The 18,753-nt window shown below is 63.4% G+C and carries 21 protein-coding genes and 1 other annotated feature; of the genes, 2 read left to right on the top strand and 19 right to left on the bottom strand.

Annotated elements, in window-relative coordinates:
- Positions 1–198: 198 nt before the first annotated feature.
- The 17 genes from I6L36_RS18010 to I6L36_RS17930 form a co-directional block, all read right to left on the bottom strand.
- Positions 199–666: a Dps family protein gene (locus I6L36_RS18010; protein ID WP_010673329.1), complete on the bottom strand. Its 468-nt coding sequence runs from the start codon at positions 664–666 to the stop codon at positions 199–201.
- Positions 667–796: 130 nt separating this feature from the next.
- A complete protein-coding gene (locus tag I6L36_RS18005; protein ID WP_109112610.1) occupies positions 797–1,339 on the bottom strand; it encodes a DUF3833 domain-containing protein in 543 nt (180 codons plus the stop codon).
- Positions 1,340–1,350: 11 nt separating this feature from the next.
- Entirely contained in the window at positions 1,351–1,893 is a 543-nt protein-coding gene (locus I6L36_RS18000) for a chalcone isomerase family protein (protein ID WP_039041350.1), read from the bottom strand.
- Positions 1,850–2,068, bottom strand: a complete 219-nt coding sequence (locus I6L36_RS17995) for a TIGR02450 family Trp-rich protein (RefSeq protein WP_042880015.1) — start codon at positions 2,066–2,068, stop codon at positions 1,850–1,852. Before I6L36_RS17995 ends, I6L36_RS18000 begins: the two co-directional genes overlap by 44 nt.
- Positions 2,065–2,544, bottom strand: a complete 480-nt coding sequence (locus I6L36_RS17990) for a DUF2878 domain-containing protein (RefSeq protein WP_109112609.1) — start codon at positions 2,542–2,544, stop codon at positions 2,065–2,067. The genes I6L36_RS17995 and I6L36_RS17990 overlap by 4 nt, the downstream gene beginning before the upstream one ends.
- 2 nt (positions 2,545–2,546) lie before the next feature.
- On the bottom strand, positions 2,547–3,803 hold the full coding sequence (locus tag I6L36_RS17985; protein WP_039041352.1) for a cyclopropane-fatty-acyl-phospholipid synthase family protein: 1,257 nt from the start codon (positions 3,801–3,803) through the stop codon (positions 2,547–2,549).
- A gap of 106 nt (positions 3,804–3,909) precedes the next feature.
- Entirely contained in the window at positions 3,910–4,689 is a 780-nt protein-coding gene (locus I6L36_RS17980; protein WP_160836555.1) for a DUF1365 domain-containing protein, read from the bottom strand.
- On the bottom strand, positions 4,686–5,945 hold the full coding sequence (locus I6L36_RS17975) for an NAD(P)/FAD-dependent oxidoreductase (protein WP_109113187.1): 1,260 nt from the start codon (positions 5,943–5,945) through the stop codon (positions 4,686–4,688). Before I6L36_RS17975 ends, I6L36_RS17980 begins: the two co-directional genes overlap by 4 nt.
- Positions 5,942–6,676, bottom strand: a complete 735-nt coding sequence (locus I6L36_RS17970) for an SDR family NAD(P)-dependent oxidoreductase (RefSeq protein WP_109113188.1) — start codon at positions 6,674–6,676, stop codon at positions 5,942–5,944. The genes I6L36_RS17975 and I6L36_RS17970 overlap by 4 nt, the downstream gene beginning before the upstream one ends.
- Positions 6,673–7,101, bottom strand: coding sequence for a nuclear transport factor 2 family protein (locus I6L36_RS17965; RefSeq protein ID WP_109113189.1), 429 nt, complete (start codon positions 7,099–7,101; stop codon positions 6,673–6,675). The genes I6L36_RS17970 and I6L36_RS17965 overlap by 4 nt, the downstream gene beginning before the upstream one ends.
- 1 nt (position 7,102) lies before the next feature.
- Positions 7,103–8,527: a deoxyribodipyrimidine photo-lyase gene (gene phrB / locus I6L36_RS17960; protein WP_103858959.1), complete on the bottom strand. Its 1,425-nt coding sequence runs from the start codon at positions 8,525–8,527 to the stop codon at positions 7,103–7,105.
- A complete protein-coding gene (locus I6L36_RS17955; RefSeq protein ID WP_103858958.1) occupies positions 8,524–9,411 on the bottom strand; it encodes a MerR family transcriptional regulator in 888 nt (295 codons plus the stop codon). Before I6L36_RS17955 ends, phrB begins: the two co-directional genes overlap by 4 nt.
- 139 nt (positions 9,412–9,550) lie before the next feature.
- Entirely contained in the window at positions 9,551–10,495 is a 945-nt protein-coding gene (locus I6L36_RS17950) for a DUF523 and DUF1722 domain-containing protein (protein ID WP_010673317.1), read from the bottom strand.
- A gap of 173 nt (positions 10,496–10,668) precedes the next feature.
- On the bottom strand, positions 10,669–11,298 hold the full coding sequence (locus tag I6L36_RS17945; protein WP_109113041.1) for an outer membrane beta-barrel protein: 630 nt from the start codon (positions 11,296–11,298) through the stop codon (positions 10,669–10,671).
- A 178-nt stretch (positions 11,299–11,476) separates the two neighbouring features.
- A complete protein-coding gene (locus I6L36_RS17940; RefSeq protein WP_010673315.1) occupies positions 11,477–12,031 on the bottom strand; it encodes a DUF3157 family protein in 555 nt (184 codons plus the stop codon).
- An 88-nt stretch (positions 12,032–12,119) separates the two neighbouring features.
- The gene (locus I6L36_RS17935; RefSeq protein WP_162540653.1) at positions 12,120–12,983 is read right to left on the bottom strand and encodes a hypothetical protein; all 864 of its coding nucleotides are present in this window, start codon (positions 12,981–12,983) and stop codon (positions 12,120–12,122) included.
- A 114-nt stretch (positions 12,984–13,097) separates the two neighbouring features.
- The gene (locus I6L36_RS17930) at positions 13,098–13,697 is read right to left on the bottom strand and encodes an HAD family phosphatase (RefSeq protein WP_109113042.1); all 600 of its coding nucleotides are present in this window, start codon (positions 13,695–13,697) and stop codon (positions 13,098–13,100) included.
- A 190-nt stretch (positions 13,698–13,887) separates the two neighbouring features.
- Positions 13,888–14,021 (top strand) — a sequence feature (Phe leader region).
- Between the two features lie 38 nt (positions 14,022–14,059).
- Here I6L36_RS17930 and pheA point away from each other — a divergent pair.
- Complete coding sequence (gene pheA, locus I6L36_RS17925) at positions 14,060–15,232, top strand: prephenate dehydratase (protein WP_010673312.1); 1,173 nt, start codon at positions 14,060–14,062, stop codon at positions 15,230–15,232.
- A gap of 580 nt (positions 15,233–15,812) precedes the next feature.
- Here pheA and I6L36_RS17920 read toward each other — a convergent pair.
- Together I6L36_RS17920 and I6L36_RS17915 are read right to left on the bottom strand one after the other, a co-directional pair.
- Positions 15,813–16,238, bottom strand: coding sequence for an LPP20 family lipoprotein (locus I6L36_RS17920; RefSeq protein ID WP_010673311.1), 426 nt, complete (start codon positions 16,236–16,238; stop codon positions 15,813–15,815).
- Positions 16,239–16,326: 88 nt separating this feature from the next.
- Complete coding sequence (locus I6L36_RS17915; protein WP_010673310.1) at positions 16,327–16,947, bottom strand: FlgO family outer membrane protein; 621 nt, start codon at positions 16,945–16,947, stop codon at positions 16,327–16,329.
- Between the two features lie 264 nt (positions 16,948–17,211).
- Between I6L36_RS17915 and I6L36_RS17910 the strand changes: the two genes are divergently transcribed.
- Positions 17,212–18,363 (top strand): flagellar assembly protein FlgT, encoded by a 1,152-nt coding sequence (locus I6L36_RS17910; RefSeq protein ID WP_109113080.1) that lies wholly within the window; start codon positions 17,212–17,214, stop codon positions 18,361–18,363.
- The last annotated feature ends 390 nt before the right edge of the window (positions 18,364–18,753 follow it).

The following is an 18,753-nucleotide window of genomic DNA, read 5'->3' as shown; positions in this document are numbered from 1 at the left end:
GTGGCGATTCTATTCCGCTCCTGGAAAACTTAATAGGCATTCAATTTACCAATTAACATTTCATTGATGCAGATCAAATAGAAAAAAGCCGCCCAAATCGGGCGGCAAGCGGGTGGGAAATCAAGGAGAGACAACTCGGGTTTGCAACAACAGGGGCAATGATACGGGCCGGGGCATGGGCAGCCGGCCCCAGGTTCATCAGGCCAGATAGGCGCGCAGCATCCAGACCAGTTTTTCCTGCTGCTGCACATAGTCGGAGAGGATGGATGCAGTCCCTTCATCACCGGCATCAGCGGCCTGACCCAGGATGCGGCGCTGGGCGACCAGCAGTTCGCGGAAGCTCGCCAGCAGGGATTCCACGCAGGCACGACCGTCATGCAGCCCCTTCTGCTCGGGGATGGCGGACACCTGGATGTAGTCGCTGAAGCTGTGCAGGGGCACGCCATCCAGGGTCAGAATGCGTTCGGCCAGGGCATCGACTTTCAGCAGCAGGTCGTTGTAGATCTCTTCGAATTTCAGGTGCAGCTCGAAGAACTGGTTGCCGCGGATGTTCCAGTGGAAGCCACGGACGTTCATGTAGAGGATCTGGTAGCTGGCCAGCAGCTTGTTGAGCTCGGCGGCCAGGGCTTGTGATTGAACGGTATCAAGACCAATGGGGCTCTTCATGATTCACCTCCAGGTGGTAAGCATTATCGGGAACGGAGTCAGCTTATCCAGAAGCAGACTCAAAGGACAATCGTCTGTGCCTTGCCGATCCATAGCCAGTGGCTATCGTCGGCAAAAAATGCATCGGCTTTCATTGCTCAAGCCGTTCGATATAGAGGATCACCTCGCCGAGGTGAATGCCGAACTTGCTGATCTTCGCGCGGTTGATCAGGCGATCGTCGTCCAGCAGATACATCCAGTCATCAAAGCTCACCCTCACCACGCTCTCATCCGGCAGTGCCAGATCGAGTTGATAACGCCAATTGAGGGCAAAGACCTCTGTCTTGCCTACCGCCTCCCCCACCACGTCTGAAGCCGTGCCGCGCCAGTGGCCATCCGCCCCCTTGCTCAAAAACCAGGTGCGGGTCTGCCGACGACCATCATCGAAGTAGAACTGCTCGAACAGCTCCCCCTTGCCCTCTCGCCAGTGCCCCTGCATCTCGACCCGAAAGCGACTGGTCACTTCGCCGCTGCGGTCCGTCACCAGGCCGTGGGCCACCAGCTTGCCATTGAAGAAACGGGCGAGATCCCAGCCCGGCCGGGAGCCGCGATAATCGTCAAGACCCGCGCCGCAACCAGAGAGCCACAGCAGGGGCAGCAACCAGGCAAGACGCCACCAGGAAGAGAACTTCATGGAATACTCCATCAGGATTGGCCGCGCAGGCGGCGGGTCAGGGCGGGATCCCGGCTGTCGTCAGTCAGCCAGATGGCAAGAAACGCGGGGGCGAAGGCGGGATCATCAAGAGAGCCAAGGAGGCGATCTCGCAACCAGAAGTGGCCCGTGCCTTGCTCGTCCACATAAAAAACCAGCTTGTCGCCGGGGACGACATCCGGCCAGAGCGTGGCCAGTCGAGCCAGCCAGCGTTGGCGCTCACTCTCGCTGCCAAGGCCGAGCCGCTGCCACTCGGCGGCGGTCGCCTCCAGCAGATCCTGGCGCTCGATGGCCCTCGCGTAGGTAATGCTGAGGGCCTGCGGGTAGCGCCCCGGCTGATAGCGACCGCTCTCGCTGTAGAGGGTGGCGTCATAGAGCTTGAACCAGAGCCAGCGCATCTCCCCCTGTCCCACGGTTCGCAGCCCCTGCCAGGGGGCGGCAACACTCTGGGCGGTCGCAAGCAGTGGCAGGCTCAAGGCCGCCAGCAGCAGGCTAGTTCCACCCCATGTGCCAACGGGCGGGATCCTCCAGTTCATGCCAGTCCATCTCCTGTTCCTGCAGGGTGTTGATATCCTGCATCACCACGCTTGCCAGATGCCCCTGGGCATCGCGCTGGCAGGCCACCACCAGGTAGAAACGATCGGCCAGCTCGCACTGGCCATCCCTGGTCCACTTGGAAAACAACAAGGTGTCGGTCGAAAAGGTGTTCATCTCGTCTCACCCTCCAGCTTGACCGTTACCCACAGGAGTACGGGTAACCACCACATCCAGATCACCGCCAGCAGCACTGTGCTTGTCCAGATGCCCCAGGGTAAGTTTACTGCCCCCATGGCGGCCCCCGCCATATAGGAGGAGGCGCCCCCCACCATGCCGAACAGCCCCTGTTGCCAGCGCGGCAAGGGGCGAAGCCAGGGAAGGCCGTGGGAGAGGGTCAGGGCGAAACCGCACCAGAGCAGCAACAGCCAGAGCGGAAAACCGGACGGAAAGTGAAACAGGCCGAGGCGCCAGAGCAGGATGTCGAGCAGGCAGCCTGCCAGGGCGACCGGGATGAGGCGCCAGTCCTGCCCGCGGCGGGGGGAGAAGATGAAATGGAGCAGCAGCATCCCGAGCAGCGGGCCCGGTTGCTGCCATCTCACCGCCAGCAACCAGTAGAGGTTGAATCCCAGCAGGTGGGCCCACTGCCACATGATCAGCGACCGTGTGCCGGCAAGTCCCCGGACCAGCCATGGGGCCCCGGCTTGGCGGCCTCCAGTTGCACCAGGCTGATGGCCCGCTCCCAGAATCCCCCTTCACAGTAGGCGAAATAGAAGTGCCAGAGCCGGATGAAATCCTGGCTGTAACCGAGCTTGGGCAGCTCCGGGGCCAGCGCCAGGAAGCGTTCGCACCAGTGGGCCAGGGTACGGGCATAGTGGTGGCCGTGATCGTGCAGCCGTACCAGCTGCATGTCGGTCTCCCGCGCCAGCAGACCCGCCATCTGGGAGACGCAGGGCAGGCAGCCTCCCGGGAAGATGTAGCGCTGGATGAAGTCCACCCCGCGCAGATACTGGGCGTGACGCTGATCGGCGATGGTGATGGCCTGGATCAGCAGGCGTCCGCCGGGCTTGAGCAGGCGCGACAACTGGCGGAAATAGTCGGGCAGGAAGGCGTGCCCCACCGCCTCGATCATCTCGATGGAGACCAGCTTGTCATAGCGTCCCTCCAGCTTGCGGTAATCCTCCAGCAGCAAGGTGATGCGATCCCCCAGCCCCTCCCGCTCGATCCACGCCTTGGCATAGTCGTGCTGGGCCCGGGAGATGGTAGTGGTGGTGACCCGACAACCATAGTGACGGGCCGCATAGACGGCAAGACCGCCCCAGCCGGTGCCTATCTCCAGCAGGTGGTCGTCCGGCCCAAGCTCAAGCCGCTCACAGATGGTGCGCAGCTTGGCCTGCTGCCCCTCCTCCAGGGTGGCGTCCGGGTGGGGATAGATGGCGCTCGAATACTGCATGTGATCGTCGAGAAAGCCCTGATAGAGGGTGTTGCCAAGGTCATAGTGGGCGGCGATGTTGGCGCGCGAACCGGTCAGGGTATTGCGATTGAACCAGTGGCGCACCTTGTTGAACGGGAAGCTGAGCCAGCCGAGGCGGCGTTCCAGGGCGTCGAGCAGCGGCAGATTGCGGGCCAGCAAGCGCACCAGTGCCACCGGCTCCGGGCTGGTCCAGAGACCCTCCACCCAGGTTTCTCCTGCGGCGATGCTGCCCCCCAGCAGCAGGCGGCGATAAAACGCCGGATCCTGCACCACCAGCTCGGCATGCAGGTCGCTGCCCGCCTTGCCGAAACGGTGGCACTCGCTGCCGTCGTGGAGCACCAGCTGGCCCTGCTCAAGGCGCGCCAGCAATTTGAGCAGCAGTTGCTTGGCCCCCTTGTCGATGAAAGAGGCAGAGAGGGTTGATTGAGCAAGTTCCATTAGCGGCTCTCCGAATGGGTCAAGAGTGGGGTCGTTCGGTTGGGATGAACCCGCACCATGGGCTGCTGACAACACCAGGAAGCGGAATTAAACGGGTGTGTCAGCGTCACGGGCGGCTCTCCGGATGGGTGAAGACGGGGGTGCGTTTGATAAAAAGGCGCAGGGCCTGCCAGTAGATCCCGAGCAGCACCTTCAGGGTCATCCAGGGCCAGCGAGCCAGCAGTGCCGCCAGCCCCTTGCGCGACAGCGGCGCGCGGCGCAGGGCCAGGGTGGCGTCAAACAGCTTGCTCTCACCGGATACGGGGTGGCTCTCGATATGGATCAGCGCCTCCTCTTTCGGCGCCCGGATGCGCCAGTGGTAGCGCATCCCCAGTCCCATGAAGGGGGAGACATGAAAATCCTTGTCATGGGGGGAGAGCGCCGCCAGATCCAGCAGGTAGTAGTGGCGCTCGTTCCAGGGGGTATTGGAGACCTCCGCCAGCAGGTAGCGGGTCTCCCCCGCCCGATCGCAGAAGTAGAAATTGACCGGGCTGAAATAAAACCCGAGGCAGCGCACGTTGCCAAGGAGCAGCACCCGCCCGCCGGGCTCCGCATCCCCCCCGAGGGCCGCCACCTTGTCCCAGACCGCCTGCTTGAGGGGCCCTTCGCTGCCCCGCAGATAGTCCTCGCGGCGAAACGAGAGCAGTCCGGCCCGCTCCACGGCAAACCAGCGCCCCTGCTCAAGCCTGGGCAATTCGTCCAGATCCAGCCCCAGCATGAAGAGGCTGTATGAAAAAGCGTGGGCCCTTGGGGCGAAGCGGCGATGGCGCACCGAGCCTTGCCAGATGGCGCTGATCCCCTCCCCCATTCCCTCGTCCCCTTGCGTCAAGGCCGCGGCGCCGCTCATAGCTCGGCCCCGAAGCGTCTGGCCACGTCCAGGGCGCTGCGCACCCCGTCCTCGTGAAAACCGTTGTACCAGTAAGCCCCGCAGAAGTGGGTGCGCTGATGGCCACAGATCTCGCCCCGTCGCTGCTGGGCGGCGATGGAGCCCTGATTGAATACCGGATGATGATAGACGAAACGGCGCAACACCTTGCTCTCGTCCACCCGTCCACGGGGATTGAGGCTGACGCAGAAAGGCGCTGGGGAGCTCACCCCCTGCAGGATGTTCATGTTGTAGCTCACCAGGGGGCGCGCCCCGTCATCCTCACCGAGCTGGTAGTTCCAGCTCGCCCACGCCTTGCGGCGCATCGGCAGGCAGGAGGCGTCGGTGTGCAGCCAGACGTCGTTGGCCTGATAGGGCATGTTCCCGAGGATGGCCCTCTCTCCCTCGCTCGCATCCGCCAGCAGGGCCAGGGCCTGATCGCTGTGACAGGCGAAGATCACCTCGTCAAAATGGGCCTCCTGCCCCTGGCTGGTGACCACGACGCCATCCGCCACCCGGCGCACCGCCTCCACCGGGGTAGCGAGGCGGATGCGCGACTGCCAGCCCGCCGTGAGCGGCCCTATGTACTCTCGCGAGCCTCCCGGGATCACATACCACTGAGGTCGGTTCGCCACCTCCAGCAGCCCGTGGTTGGCGAAAAACCGCAGAAAGAAGCTCAAGGGGAAGGCACGCATGTCCGCCAGGGTGGAGGACCAGATGGCCGCTCCCATGGGCAGGATGTAGTGGCGGGCGAAATAGTCGCTGAATTTCCCCGCCAGCAGGAAGTCCCCCAGGGTCAGATCGGGGGTCAGCTCCCGCTGGCGATGCGCGGCCAGCCAGGCCCGCGCCTCCCGGTTGAAGCGCAGGATCTCGGCGACGAAGCGATAGAAGCGCGGGCTCAGCAGATTGCGGCGCCGGGCGAACAGGGTATCGAGGTTGTGGCCGTTGTACTCCATCCCCTCGGGACTCTTGACCGAGAAGCTCATCTCGGCGGGTTGGCGCCCCACCCCGATGCGCTCCAGCAATTTGAGGAAGTTGGGATAGGTACGGTCATTGAAGACGATGAAGCCGGTGTCGATGGCATAGTGGCGCCCAGCCTGTTCCACCTCCACGGTGGCGGTGTGGCCTCCCAGGGTCGGCGCCGCCTCTAACAGGGTGATGTCATGCAGCTTGTGGAGCAGAAAACCGGCGGTGAGACCGGAGATACCGGAGCCGACGATGGCGATCTTTTTCTTCATGAAGGGCGTCCTTTCGAAACGAGTGTGCGGCCAAGGCGCAGCCAGAGCCCCGTCGGCAGGGCGCCGAGCAGGCGCAGCAGCCAGATGAAGCGACGGGGAAAGTGGATCTGGTGGCGACCGGCGGCAAGCCCCGTCATGATGGCACGGGAAGCCTCTTCCACCGTCACCAGGCAGGGCATGGGAAAATCATTCTTGTCGGTGAGCGGCGTCTGCACGAAGCCCGGGCGGATCAGGGTCACCCCGATGCCCTTGCTGGCCAGATCCAGGCGCAGCGTATTCGCCAGATAATCGAGGGCCGCCTTGGAGGCGCCATAGGCCTCCGCCCGTGGCAGGGGCAGCCAGCTCACCGAGGAGCTGACGATGGCAAGCCGTCCACCTGCCCCCAGCCGCGGCAGCAAGGCGGCCAGGGCGTTGCCGGTGGCGATGAGGTTGGTCTCGATGACCCGGGCAAACAGGGCGCCGTCAAAGCCTTCTGCCGGATCCATGTACTCGCAGTTGCCCGCATTGAGAATGAGCAGGTCGAGGGCGGGCAGGCTTGCGGCCACCCCGGCCATGGCGGCGCTGTCGCGCGCATCGAATCGCAAAGGGGTGATCCCCTGGTCGGCAAGTGCCTGCAAGCGCACCTCGTCCCGGCCACAACCCCACACCTGCCAGCCGGCGCGCCGATAATCCAGCGCCAGCTGGCGGCCGATGCCCGAGGTGGCCCCGGTGATCAGCACCCGGCCGCTCATGTTCCCAGCCTCCCCTTGATGGCCCGTACCACGGGCCCCAGCAGCGGCAACTGCTCGTAGAGCATGGCCCCGAGATCGAAGTAGTCCCGGTGCAGGCACACCTTGCCCCAGGAGTCGAACGTCAGCCGGGTGGCCCCCTCCACCCTGACGGCCCGGCCACCGGCAATCCTGGGGTGGGAGAAGGTCATGACCCAGGCGAGCCAGGCTTCGTTGCCCGACTGCTGCTGACTCGTTATCTCGAAACTGCACTGGGCAAGGCGCTCATATAGGGAGGAAAAGTAGCGGATGAGCGCGGCCAGCCCCTCTATCCGGTGCGCAGGATCGATGAAGAGCACCTCATCGGCATAGACCTCCGGCAAGCGGTGCAACTGATGCTTGTCCAGTTGCAGGTAGAGGATGACAAAGCGGGCCAGCGCGTCATTCATGCTAGTTTTTCTCCAGTTCGCGGAACATCTCGATGGCCCTCACCCGTGCAACGGCATGATCCACCATGGGGGCCGGATAATCCTGCCGCCCCTTGAGCCGCAACCAGTCGTGGGGCTCGTGGAGATAGGCAGCAGGCACATCCGCCAGCTCAGTGACCCAGGTACGAATGAACTCCCCTTGTGGATCAAATCGTTGCCCCTGGGTGGTGGGGTTGAAGACCCGGAAATAGGGCGCCGCATCGGCCCCGGTCCCCGCCGCCCACTGCCAGCCGCCATTGTTGGCCGCCAGATCCCCGTCGATGAGCCGACTCATGAAGTAGTCCTCCCCAAGCCGCCAGTGGATATGGAGATCCTTGGTGAGGAAGCTCGCCACTATCATCCGCAGCCGGTTGTGCATCCAGCCGGTGGCGTTGAGGCAACGCATGGCCGCATCGACCACGGGGTAGCCGGTGCGCCCCTCGCACCAGGCGGCGAAGGCATCCGGATCCCAGCTCCACGGCAGGGCCGCCGTCTCCGGCTTGAAGGGGCGGTTCATGGAGAGGCTCGGGATCAGCACCAGCAAGTGGCGGTAGAACTCGCGCCAGATGAGCTCGTTGAGCCAGACGAAACCGGGTTGGGCCTTCGACTGGGGCCGGTAGCCGAGACGCTGCTGCAGCGCCCCCACGCACTGGCGGGCACTGATGATGCCCGCCGCCAGATAGGGGGAGAGCACGGAGGTGCCCGCCAGCGCCGGAAAGTCCCGGGTCTCGCCGTAGTCGAGCACCGCCTGATCCAGAAAAGCGTGCAACCGGCGGCTCGCCTCGGCCTCCCCCACCGGCCAGCGGGTGTCCGCCGTCAGATCCCCCAGCCCGTCGTCCACCCACTCTCGCTCGGCCAGGGGCAGCCACGGTAACGGCTCGCCGCGTGGTGCGGGGGCACGGTGAATGACGAAGCCATCCTCCTCGAGAGCCTTGAGCCAGGCGCGGCTGAAGGGGGTGAAGACCTTGAACATCTCCCCCGACCCGGTCAGTACCCGACCGGGCGGCAGCACGCAGCAGCCGTTGAACCAGTGGCTGGTCATGCCCTGCTCCCCCAGCGCGGCGCTGACGGCGTGGTCGCGGCGCAGCTCGTCAATCTCGATGGCCTGGTTGGCGTAGAGCTGGCTCACCCCGAGCTCCCGGCAAAGCGCCGTCAGCGCCGTCGGCACCTCGGCAAAGGTCTCGACCCGCAGCAAATGAAGCGGAATGCCGAGGGCCGCCAGCTCTCGTCCCATGGCATCCACCTGTGCCAGCATGAAGCGCTGGCGGACCGGGGCCAGCTTGTGCGTCTGCCACTGGGTCGGCGAGACGATGAAGAGTGCGGCGACCGGTTCATCTCCGGCGCAGGCGTGGCGCAGGGCCGGGTTATCGGCCAGACGCAGATCGTTGCGAAACCAGACCAGCCTCATGACGGTGTTCTCCCGCCCTTGCCCTTCGCCTTGGCTGTGCGGGTCGTCGCACTGACCTCTGCCAGGGTGGCGTGCCAGTTGCGGGCACGCCGCCACGGCTCATCGTAGAGGCGTCCCAGCTCGCCAAAGAAGCGGGTACCCTCAGGCCATTCGGAGGCCAGGTCCTGCTTGCCGAGCCCGGCCCCCAGCAGGATCAGCCAGGGAGGAGTGGCGCGCCCCTCCAGCAGGGTGGCATGGCGGGGCTCCACCGCCCCCAGCAGTTGCACCTCATAACCCTGACCGATGAGCTCATACGCAGCCCAGACCAGATCCAGCGGCCCCACCTGCCCCCAGCTTGCCAGGGTGACGGGGATGCCCTTCTCCTGCTCGATGAGGTGGCGGGCGAAGCGGGTATGCAGCCAGCCGAGCCACACCTGTTGCAGCAGCTCGCCATCGGGGCGCTCGCGCCACAGCCCCAGCAGCCGCTCCACCAGGGGCTGCAGCACCCGACTGCGCACCAGCTCGAAGGGGTAGCTCGCCAGCAGATCGCCAAGCTCGGCCTCCGCCTTGCGCTGGTTGAAGGCAAGCAGCGCCTGGCTGAACTGCTCCAGGGTCTGCTGCCAGTGATCGCTCACTGGCGCACTCTGGGGCTCGCTCAGGAGCCCCTTCACCTGACCTATGCTCACCCCCCGCTCCAGCCAGCTCAGGATCTCGCCTATCTGGCGGATATCCTGCTCGCTGTAGAGGCGATGGCCCTTCTCGGTTCGGGCCGGTTGCACCAGCCCGTAGCGGCGCTGCCAGGCGCGCAGGGTGACGGCGTTGACGCCGGTGAGGCGGGAGACCTCGCGAATGGGGTAGACGCCCTCGTCGGGGAGAGGCGCGGCTGCTTGTGATTCATCAGACATGAGAGAGTCCATCAGACGTTGGGAAGAGGCCCCGGTGATCCGCCGGGGCCTGCACAGGGTGTTCAGAGCCCGTAGCGCAGCTTGAGCGTGTCGGGATGAAGGTCGAGGTAGGCCTGATCGGCCAAATCCAGCCACACCTTCACAGCCCGTAACGCAATTTCAGCGTGTCGGGATGGGGATTGAGGTACACCTGCTCGGCGAGATAGGGGTTCGGGTACTCGCGCAGGTAGTGGCGGATCAGGGTAAGGGGCACCAGCAACGGGAAGACGCCGGTGCGGTACTTGTCGATGGTGTCGCACAGCTCCTGCTTCTGGGCCGGGGTCAGCACCCGCTTGAAGTAGCCCTGCAGGTGCATCAGCACATTGGTGTGGCTGCGGCGGTTGGCCCGCAGGGTCAGCGCCGCCATCAACCCCTGGATGTAGCTGTCGGCCACCTCCTGCAGGTTGGCCTTGCCAAGGTTGGCGAGCAGGCGCCCCAGCGCCCGGTAGTGGGTGGTGGCGTGGGAGAGCACCAGGTACTTGTAGCGTGAATGGAAGCGGATCAGGGCTGAGGCGGTGATCCCCCGGGCGCAGAGCTGCTGCCAGTCGTGGTAGGCGAAGACCCGCAGCACGAAGTTCTCCCGCAGGATGGGGTCGCACAGGCGGCCATCTTCCTCCACCGGCAGCAGGGGGTTGGCCTCCATCAGCGCCTTGGCGAAGAGGCCGACCCCCTCCTTGGCGCTCCCCTCGTTGTTGGCGCCATAGATACGCACCCGCTCCATGCCGCAGCTGGGGGACTTGGCGCAGAGGATGTAGCCGGAGAGGAAGTCGAGCTGTCGTGCCTTCTGCTCACTGAAGGCAATCAGCTTGTCGGTGACGTCGAAGCTGCCGTTGCTTGCCTCGGCCCGCACCTCGCCCTGGCGCTTCACCAGCCGGATGGCGGCGCGGGGTGCGCCCAGGCCAATGGCCATCTCGGGGCAGACGGGGTGATAGTCGAAATGGGCGCCCAGATCCCGTTCGCAGAAACTGGATCGTTTGTGGCCCCCGTCGAAGCGCACTTCCTGGCCGAGCAGACAGGCACTGATACCGACCTTGATCTTGTACATGATGAAGCCCCTTGTATAAGCCTTGAGTAAGTTATAGCAGTTATACAAAAAATTGGAAGCTGTATAACTATTGCGAACTGATACGGCCAGGGGGCGGCGGGCGGATCAGCCCCCATAAAAAAAACCCATGACCGAAGTCATGGGTAAAGGTGAAGACCCTGCAGGAAGGATGATCAGAAGCTGTATTTCACACCCAGGCTGGAGATCGAACCTTTTTGCAGATCCCAGTTGCGATAGGTGTAGTCGGCGGTGAGGGCCAGGTTCTGGGTCAGCTTGTAGGCCGCCCCCGCCTTGAAGTCGTGCATGTCGTCGGTCATGTTGGCGTAGCGATAGCCGGTGGAGAGCTCGACGGCGCCGATGTCGTAGCGCAGGCCCACTTCTCCGTAGAGGCTGCCGCTCTTCTTGCGGGCCAGGGTATCCCAACCGGAGTGGTTCACGTCGGAGGCCAGCTCCCGTTCCAGGCTGTAGCCCATCAGGCCGGTTTCACCGTAGAGGTTCAGGCCGGTTCTGAGGGGGGTGTAGACACCCATCCCCAGGCTGGAGATGGCCATGCTGTCGTTGCCGCTGCTGCGGGAGGTGTATTCGCTGCCGATCCGGCCATAGACATTGCTGGTGAAGCTCTTGGAGAGATCCAGGCTCAGGCCGCCGAAGTCGCGGTTCTCCCCATCCTTGCCACCGATGTAGTCAGACTTGGTGTGGGCCCAGGTGGCAGAGCCCTTGGCATAGCTAAAGGCATCTTGCGCCAGGACGGAGGTGGAAGAGAGACCGGCCAGAACCAGAACAGACAGTGCGATCTTTTGCATTTTGTTGACTCCATGGGTTGAGTTAGGCGGACCTAACTGGAATGGAGCCATTGTGACGGGCAAAGGGGGCAACGCCGAGGAGCAAGCTGTTGCCAAACCATGTCAGATGTAAGCGGATATTGCTGGCAGTTACCGGTGCAACACTCTGCGGGGGAGCGAGGGCTCCCCCGCCGTCATCCTAGCGGAACTCCACCTCGTCGATCTGCACCCGCACCAGCGGCTTGCCGGTGAGGCCGGCGGGTCGTGCCAGCTCGATGGCCCGGGAGGTGCGTGCCTCCCCCTTGCGCAGGTAGGAGTCAGGCAGGCGGTTCTCCCCGACCCAGAAGCGCACGGGCTCGCTCGAGAGCTGCACCCCGTCGGCGCTGAACAGGGTCAGGCTGCCGTTGACGCGCACCACGTTGCGACTGCCGGTGTTGCTCACCACGAACTGCAGGCTGAGGGGATCGTCCCCCGCCACCTGGTCCAGCTTCACCGTGATGCCGTCCCGGGTCGCCTGGGAGAGCAAGTCGGGATGGGCCATGGCCTGCTCGGTCAGCACCGGGGCCGCGACACTCGCCGTCACTGCCTGACCGGCTACCGTGGCTGCCGGCTTGACCAGCAGGTATTCCCAGGTGAAATCGTCATTGAGTTGCACCTGGCGACCATCCGGCAAGGTGATCTGGTGCAGGGGAGCCGCCTCGGCCAGCAGAGGGCACAGACAGAGGGCGACCAGCAGTCGGGAGAGGGGTTTCATGGGCAGGCACTCGATAAAGGATGCGAAGGGGGCAGTATAAAGAGTCGCGCCCTCCTTGCCTATGACCCCCCTCACGTTACGCCCCGGCTCAGATGACCAGGGGGTGGGGATCCTCCAGCGTGGCCAGATCCAGGGTCACCAGATCGAACTGGGCACTCCTGAGGGCCTTCTGGATGGTGGGCTGCATGTCGAACACCAGGGCCCGCAGCCGTTCGGGCACCCGGATCCTCGCAAGGGTGGTGACCCTGTCACCCAGGGTATGGAAGAAGACCTGGGCTCCCCCCAGCCCCATGTCCACCAGCATCTGCTCGGCCATGTCGACCATCCGCAGGTGCCGCCTGTCCAGGGAGGTCATATCGACAAATCGCCGGCTCAGGCAGGCCTCCCCCACGTCTCCCCAGAGCGCCAGTTGCCGCTTGTGAAAGCCGTAGCGAAAATCCCGGTTGGTCATCCCCTGCTCGGCAAAGATCCAGAGGGTGTTGGCGGGCAGGCTGTGGAATCGGCGCAGGTACTCCCGCTTCTCCTCCACCGAGGCCGACATCAGCAGCGGCGGGCCCTCTTCATGTTCGAGCTGCTGGCAGAGGTAGCGCACCGGGTCGGTCACCTCGGCGAGGTGGCCCAGGTGGGCGCTGAAGATCATCTCGTCGGTCTTGAGCACCTGATGGGGGATGCCGTAGTGCCGGCAGTAGCGCTGTGCCCTGGCCACCGACTGGCGGCTGAGGGTGGGGTTGTCCAGGGTGATGGCGCGAAATCGCACCCCGCTGGCCCGGCACAGATCCATGCTGTAGCAAGATTCCAGTCGGCCGGAGAAGGAGACAAGCAGTTCGCTGTAACCGGCCAGGGTGTTGATGAGCCTCTGTTCCCTGGCTTGAAAGGTCTGATCGTATCCCCGATGCAGCGCAACGACATTGGCATCCATAACAACAACTCCGGATGATGAACTGGATACCATTTTGCCCGCACCAAGCTGAATATACACTTAAAGAGCATGGATAAAGCTGTACGTTATTTGCCCTCAATCAAGGTTTTGCACACTTTTTTCGCTGCGAAGCGAAACTGGCTCTCCTCAGGCAGGCAACAACCCCTGAGCGATCAGATGCGCCCGGCACCGGGCCGGATCGGTGAAGATCAGCCCCCGCAGACCGAGCGCCTCGGCCGCCGCCACGTTGGCCGGGCTGTCGTCAATAAAGAGGCACTCCCCAGCCTTGAGGTCGAACGACACCAGCAGATAGCGGTAGATGTCGGGCTCGGGTTTGAGCATCCGCACCCGGGCCGACACCACCTTGCCGCTGAAGAAGCGCCAGAAGGACTGATGCTGCTCCAGCCAGTCGATGCTGGCGTGCCCCATGTTGGAGAGGGCATAGAGGGGGTGGCCTGCACCGTGCAGTTCTTCGATGAGCGCCACCATGGCGGGATCCGGCACAAGGGAGGACGGCACCGCCTGCAAGATGGCCAGATTCTCCGCCATCGACAGGCCGGTGCGCCCCTGCGCCTGACGGGCCATGGTGTGCAGAGAGAGGGTCCCCCTGTCCACCTCCAGCCAGTCCGGGTGGTTGAACAGCTGCTCCGCGATCGCTATCGCCCCCTCGGGTCCGCGCACCCCACTCACTATGGCCACCGGATCCCAGCGCACCACCACCCTGCCCAGATCGAAGATCACCGCCATCGTCTCGTCCCCTCTATGTGTTGTTGCCACGGATGTGGTCACGGCGGTTGCCACAAACAGGGACCAGAACGACGCTCACTCCCCTCGGCAACCCGAGCCACCACCCTGCCCCGTTCAACGCCCCCGGGCAAGTTTTACTTGCATCGCACCGCCAAATCCCTTAATGGTTATGGCGCTACATTCAGGACACGCCCATGAACACACCATTCTTCTTTGTTTTCTCGTTTACCCGGCCCACATGAGGGAAGGCCCGTCGTCACGTGAACCATTCGCGTAAACAGAAACCAAAGACGAATCGAGCCTCCCCAGCGGAGGCTTTTTTTTGCACCACACACCACAGAATCACTGGATAGGGAACCACCATGGCAACGCTCGACGAGATCAGACACGACATCACCCAGTTGGATCAGGAGCTGCTCGCCCTGCTGGCCAAACGCAAGACCCTCAGCATCGAGGTCGCCCGCGCCAAGCAGGCCAATCCCCGTCCCATCCGTGACCACCAGCGCGAACAGGACTTGCTGGTCGCCCTGATCCAGAAAGGGCGCGCCCTCGGACTGGATGCCCAGTACATCACCCGCATCTACCACACCATTATCGAAGACTCCGTGCTCTCCCAGCAGGCCTACCTGCAGAGCCTGCTCAACCCCCAGCAACAGGAGCCCATGACCAGCGTCGCCTACCTGGGACCGCGCGGCTCCTACTCGAGCCTGGCCGCCCGCAAGTACCTGGCCCGCTACAAGGATCAGGTGATCGAGGTGAACTGTCAGAACTTCCGCGAGGTGCTGGACACGGTGGAGTCGGGCCGCGCCGCCTTCGGGGTGCTGCCCATCGAGAACACCAGCTCGGGCTCCATCAACGAGGTATACGACGTGATGCAGCACACCACCCTCTCCATCGTGGGTGAGCTCACCTATCCCATCGAGCACTGCATCCTCACCGCCGTGCCCACCGAGATCGAACGCATCAAGACCTTCTACGCCCATCCCCAGGTGTTCCAGCAGTGCTCCCATTACCTCAGCAAGCTGGAAGGGGCGCGCCACGAAATCTGCGACTCCTCCTCCAGCGCCATGATGAAGGTCAAGGAGCTGGCAAGCCCGGAAGCGGCGGCCATCGGCAGCGCCGCCGGCGGCGAGCTCTATGGCCTGGACGTGCTGGCCGAGCAGCTCGCCAACCAGAAGGAGAACTACAGCCGCTTCATCGTGGTGGCGCGCAAGCCCATCGACGTGGCGCCCCAGATCCCCGCCAAGACCACCCTCATCATGTCCACCTCCCAGAAGCCGGGCTCCCTGGTGGAGGCGCTGCTGGTGCTGCGCAGCCACGAGATCAACATGACCAAGCTCGAATCCCGTCCGGTGCAGGGCAACCCCTGGGAGGAGATGTTCTACCTGGATGTCTCCGCCAACCTGCAGACCCCGGCCATGCAGGCCGCCCTGCTGGAGCTGACCAAGATCACCCGCTACATCAAGGTGCTGGGCTGCTACCCGAGCGAAGACGTCAAGCCGACCGCCGTGCCGCCCGTCTTGATGGGAAGCTGATGGGGAGCGGATCCCGCCCCTGCCACACAAAGGCGAGCACCGGCTCGCCTTTGTGCTCTCTGCGCCCTCCCCGTGAGACGCGGCCCAGTCCCGCCCCTCCCTTCCGGCGTTAAACCGCCCTCCACCCCCTTCCTCGTGGACCCGGGATCCTGGCGCTGCTGTCTTTCCACTCACCATCAGGCCATCTTCCTCCCGTTGCGGCCTCCTTTTGCCGCCTGCCGGGCCTTTCTATCGTTTGAATTTATTTAACGACATGGCAGCATCGTTAGATTTCCCTAAACAAAAAAAGCCGCCATTCCGGCGCCCGGGCACCTCTTGTTCGATCTCAGCCCCCTTTTTCCTCGCTACAGGCCGGATCCCGCCCGGCACCTCAACCCCGTTTCTCCTGCCGAAGACCAGCTCCTCCCAAGACGCCAACCCCGGTTATCCTCCCCAGGCCCTATCCCGTCCAACGCGGCAACCCCGGTTATTCCCCGCAGATCCGAGCCCCTTCCCGACCAAACAAAAAGGCGAGCCTGCGCTCGCCTTTGTCTGTGCCGTGATGATCGCCCGGCTCATGCCGGCGCCCCCCGGACCCGCCCTAGAACTGGCCCGCCATCAGCTGGTTCAGGTGATAGAGGTTGCGGGTGTCGAGCTCCAGCTCGGTGGCATAGGTGTTGCCACGGGGATAGGTCGCCACCACCCGGGCACCGCGCACCATGCCCGCCACCGACACATCCAGGGAGTTGGAGGTCTGGGTCAGGTCCTTGTAGCTGCTCTGGCCGCGCACCTGCTGGCCATTGAGCTGCTCCGCCAGCTCCCGGTAGGCGTCCATCTTGGAGGCGCGGATCGCCTGCAACATCTTCTCGGACTGGGAGGGACCGGGCTGGATGTCGATCACCGCATAACCCACCGCCTTGAGCACCGGGAAGTCATCGGGCTTCTCGCCCACGTCATAGTTCACCACCCGGTTGCCACTGCACGCCGTCAGCAACATAGCCATCAGGCAACCCAACAAGATTTTCATCGCTGTTTCCCCGTTTTCCTGTTCACCACACCCGATGTGTCACGGCTCAATGTCAGCCAGCCCGCTTCACGCTTCATGACGCGCCACCTCAAGGGGTCAGGTTGACCAGATGGCCGGACGGGCTCTGGCCCCCCCGCATCAGGTAACCGCGATTGATGGAGGCCCGGCCAAAGGAGTTGCTGGCACCGGACAAATATTGTTTCGGGATCAGGCTCTGGGCCGTGGTCTCCACCATCTTGGTGCGCAGATCGATGATGCGGGCGTTGACCAGGATCCCCTGCTGATTGCGGCTGAAGGTGCCGGTCAGGATGCGGGAGATGGGCAGCCGGGACGAGAGATCCTTGTAGTTACGGCTCATCACGAAGTCCCCCTGCGGGGTCACCTGGATGTTGCCCGTGGTCTTGAAGTCCACCACCACCTCACCGCGCCGGTTCAGCTCGTAGATGAAGCTCTCCTCGATCTGCTGCCCCATCCAGTTGGTGTCCTTCAGGGTGTCGAGATCGACAAAGGAGGCGACCGCAATGGGCTCGGTCAGGGTCGTGAGGGACTTGCGCTCCATCAGCTGATCCGTCATGCGGGCCACCAGCCAGTTGAGCTCCATCCCCTTCGCCGCCTGGCGAGGGTCTCCCAGCTCCCGATTGATGGGGTCGGCCGACCCGCAACCGACCAATGCCAGCGCCACCGCCAGCACCGTGATAACTCTCTTCATGGATACCTTTCCTGTATCTGCACCTGACCTGTTATCGGTCGCAACCGCCAACACTTGAGGCGGGAATGCGCGCAGGATCCTCGATGATCCCCAAGCAGAGGCGCGTACTGTGCCACCGGAGCCCACCGCGCGGGCTCCGGCCAGGGAAGAAGGCATGGTTCTTGCTTTTATTTGGTCACCCGCTCCGGTGCAGACCGGATCTGTGTCCAGGATCCCTGACCCGCCCCACCGGCGGCAGGGGGTCGCCCACTCAAGGTGTTTGTTATGAAAGTTTCGCTGCTGTTCACCCTGCTGCTGGCCAGCCTGTCGGCCAGGGCCGAACTTATCGAGGCCCAGGGCAGTGCCGCCATTCTGGGGGGCGACGAGGTCTACGCCCGCGAGCAGGCGACCCGGGATGCCCTGCGCCAGGCGCTGCTGGCCAGCGGTGCCTCCGTCTCCAGCATCCAGCGCCTGGAAAACGGCAGCCTGCGCTCCGAGCAGATCCAGATCCGCTCAGGCGGCGACATCCGCCAGTACCGCCTCAAGCGCGAAGAGGTGCGCAACGGCCGCATGTACATCACCCTCGTGGCCGACATCCAGGCGGAGCGGCAGATCTGCCAGACCCAGCACTACGCCAAGGATTTGACGCTGGTGCGTCTGCGCATGCGCTACCCGGACCAGGCGAGCACCGGTGCCCTGGACGACATGCCCGCCGACCTCTCCCGCCGGCTGTTTGAAACCCTGGCGACGACGCCCCAGGTGGTCGCTCGCCAGTGGCTGGACGAGAACCTGCGCATCGACCCTCTCCATCTGCAACAGGGGGATCGCAGCGCCCTCGAGGAGATCAAGGCCCTGAGCCTGCGCACCGACAGCCAGTATCTGGTGCTCGGCAGCATCGACGACCTCTCCCTCGAGCCCCAGGGCAACGCCCTCACCAGCTGGTATGAGGATCCCGTGCGCAACTTCTCCATGCAGCTCTACCTGTTCGACGGCATCAACGGCAGCCTGCTCGGCCGCAAGGAGTACAAGGGCCGCGCCAACTGGACCTTCTCCAAGCGGGAGCAGGTGGGCAGCAGCGGTGGCCAGTTCTGGCAGTCGAGCTTTGGCCAGGAGGTGGGCTACCAGTTGAAGGAGGCGGCCCAGGACATCGCCGCCGAACTCGCCTGTGCCCCCGTCACCGCCCGGATCGTGGCCCAGCACGAGCGCGGCCCCCACATCAACCTGGGCCGTCGCAACGGGGTCAAACTCGGGGACCAGTTCCGGGTCCAGCACAGCGCCGACTTCGTCGACCCCTATGGCAAGTCCCGCATGATGCGCAACCCCGCAGACGGTCTGTTCGAGGTGGTACAGGTGTTCGAGGATGGCGCCATCATCAGCAGTCAGAACAAATATTCGCCGTTCAATGTCCAAATCGGTGACCTGGCCGTATTGGAATAGGAATCAAGGGTTTAAAAGCACAATGCTTCTTGTATAATGCCCGCCACAAGGTTCCCGTAGCTCAGCAGGATAGAGCGGTCCCCTCCTAAGGGATGTTTATTGCTTAAAAATCTATCTAAACAGGCTGTTATAAGATTTTTTAAATATTAGGAATTATAAATATTTCCTTTAAAAACATAGCCTTATAGCTCAAAAAGCATTCATAAACAACCGAGCTGCTTGTTTTTTGATCTGCTCAATCGATGTCTGTTTTGCGCTATTTAAGAGCTATTCACGCCATTCAACTCTACTTTTGCGCTATTTTGCCGCTATAATGTCTCAATAGAACATTTTTCGGTGGTACCTAAGGAAAGTGCGAACAAGTATCCCACGAACAAAAAATGAAAATTT

The organism is Aeromonas sp. FDAARGOS 1406, assembly GCF_019048565.1.
Taxonomy (GTDB): Bacteria; Pseudomonadota; Gammaproteobacteria; order Enterobacterales; family Aeromonadaceae; genus Aeromonas; species Aeromonas caviae.
Note: the sequence above shows the minus strand (reverse complement) of the source record. Positions and strands in the feature narration are given on the sequence as shown.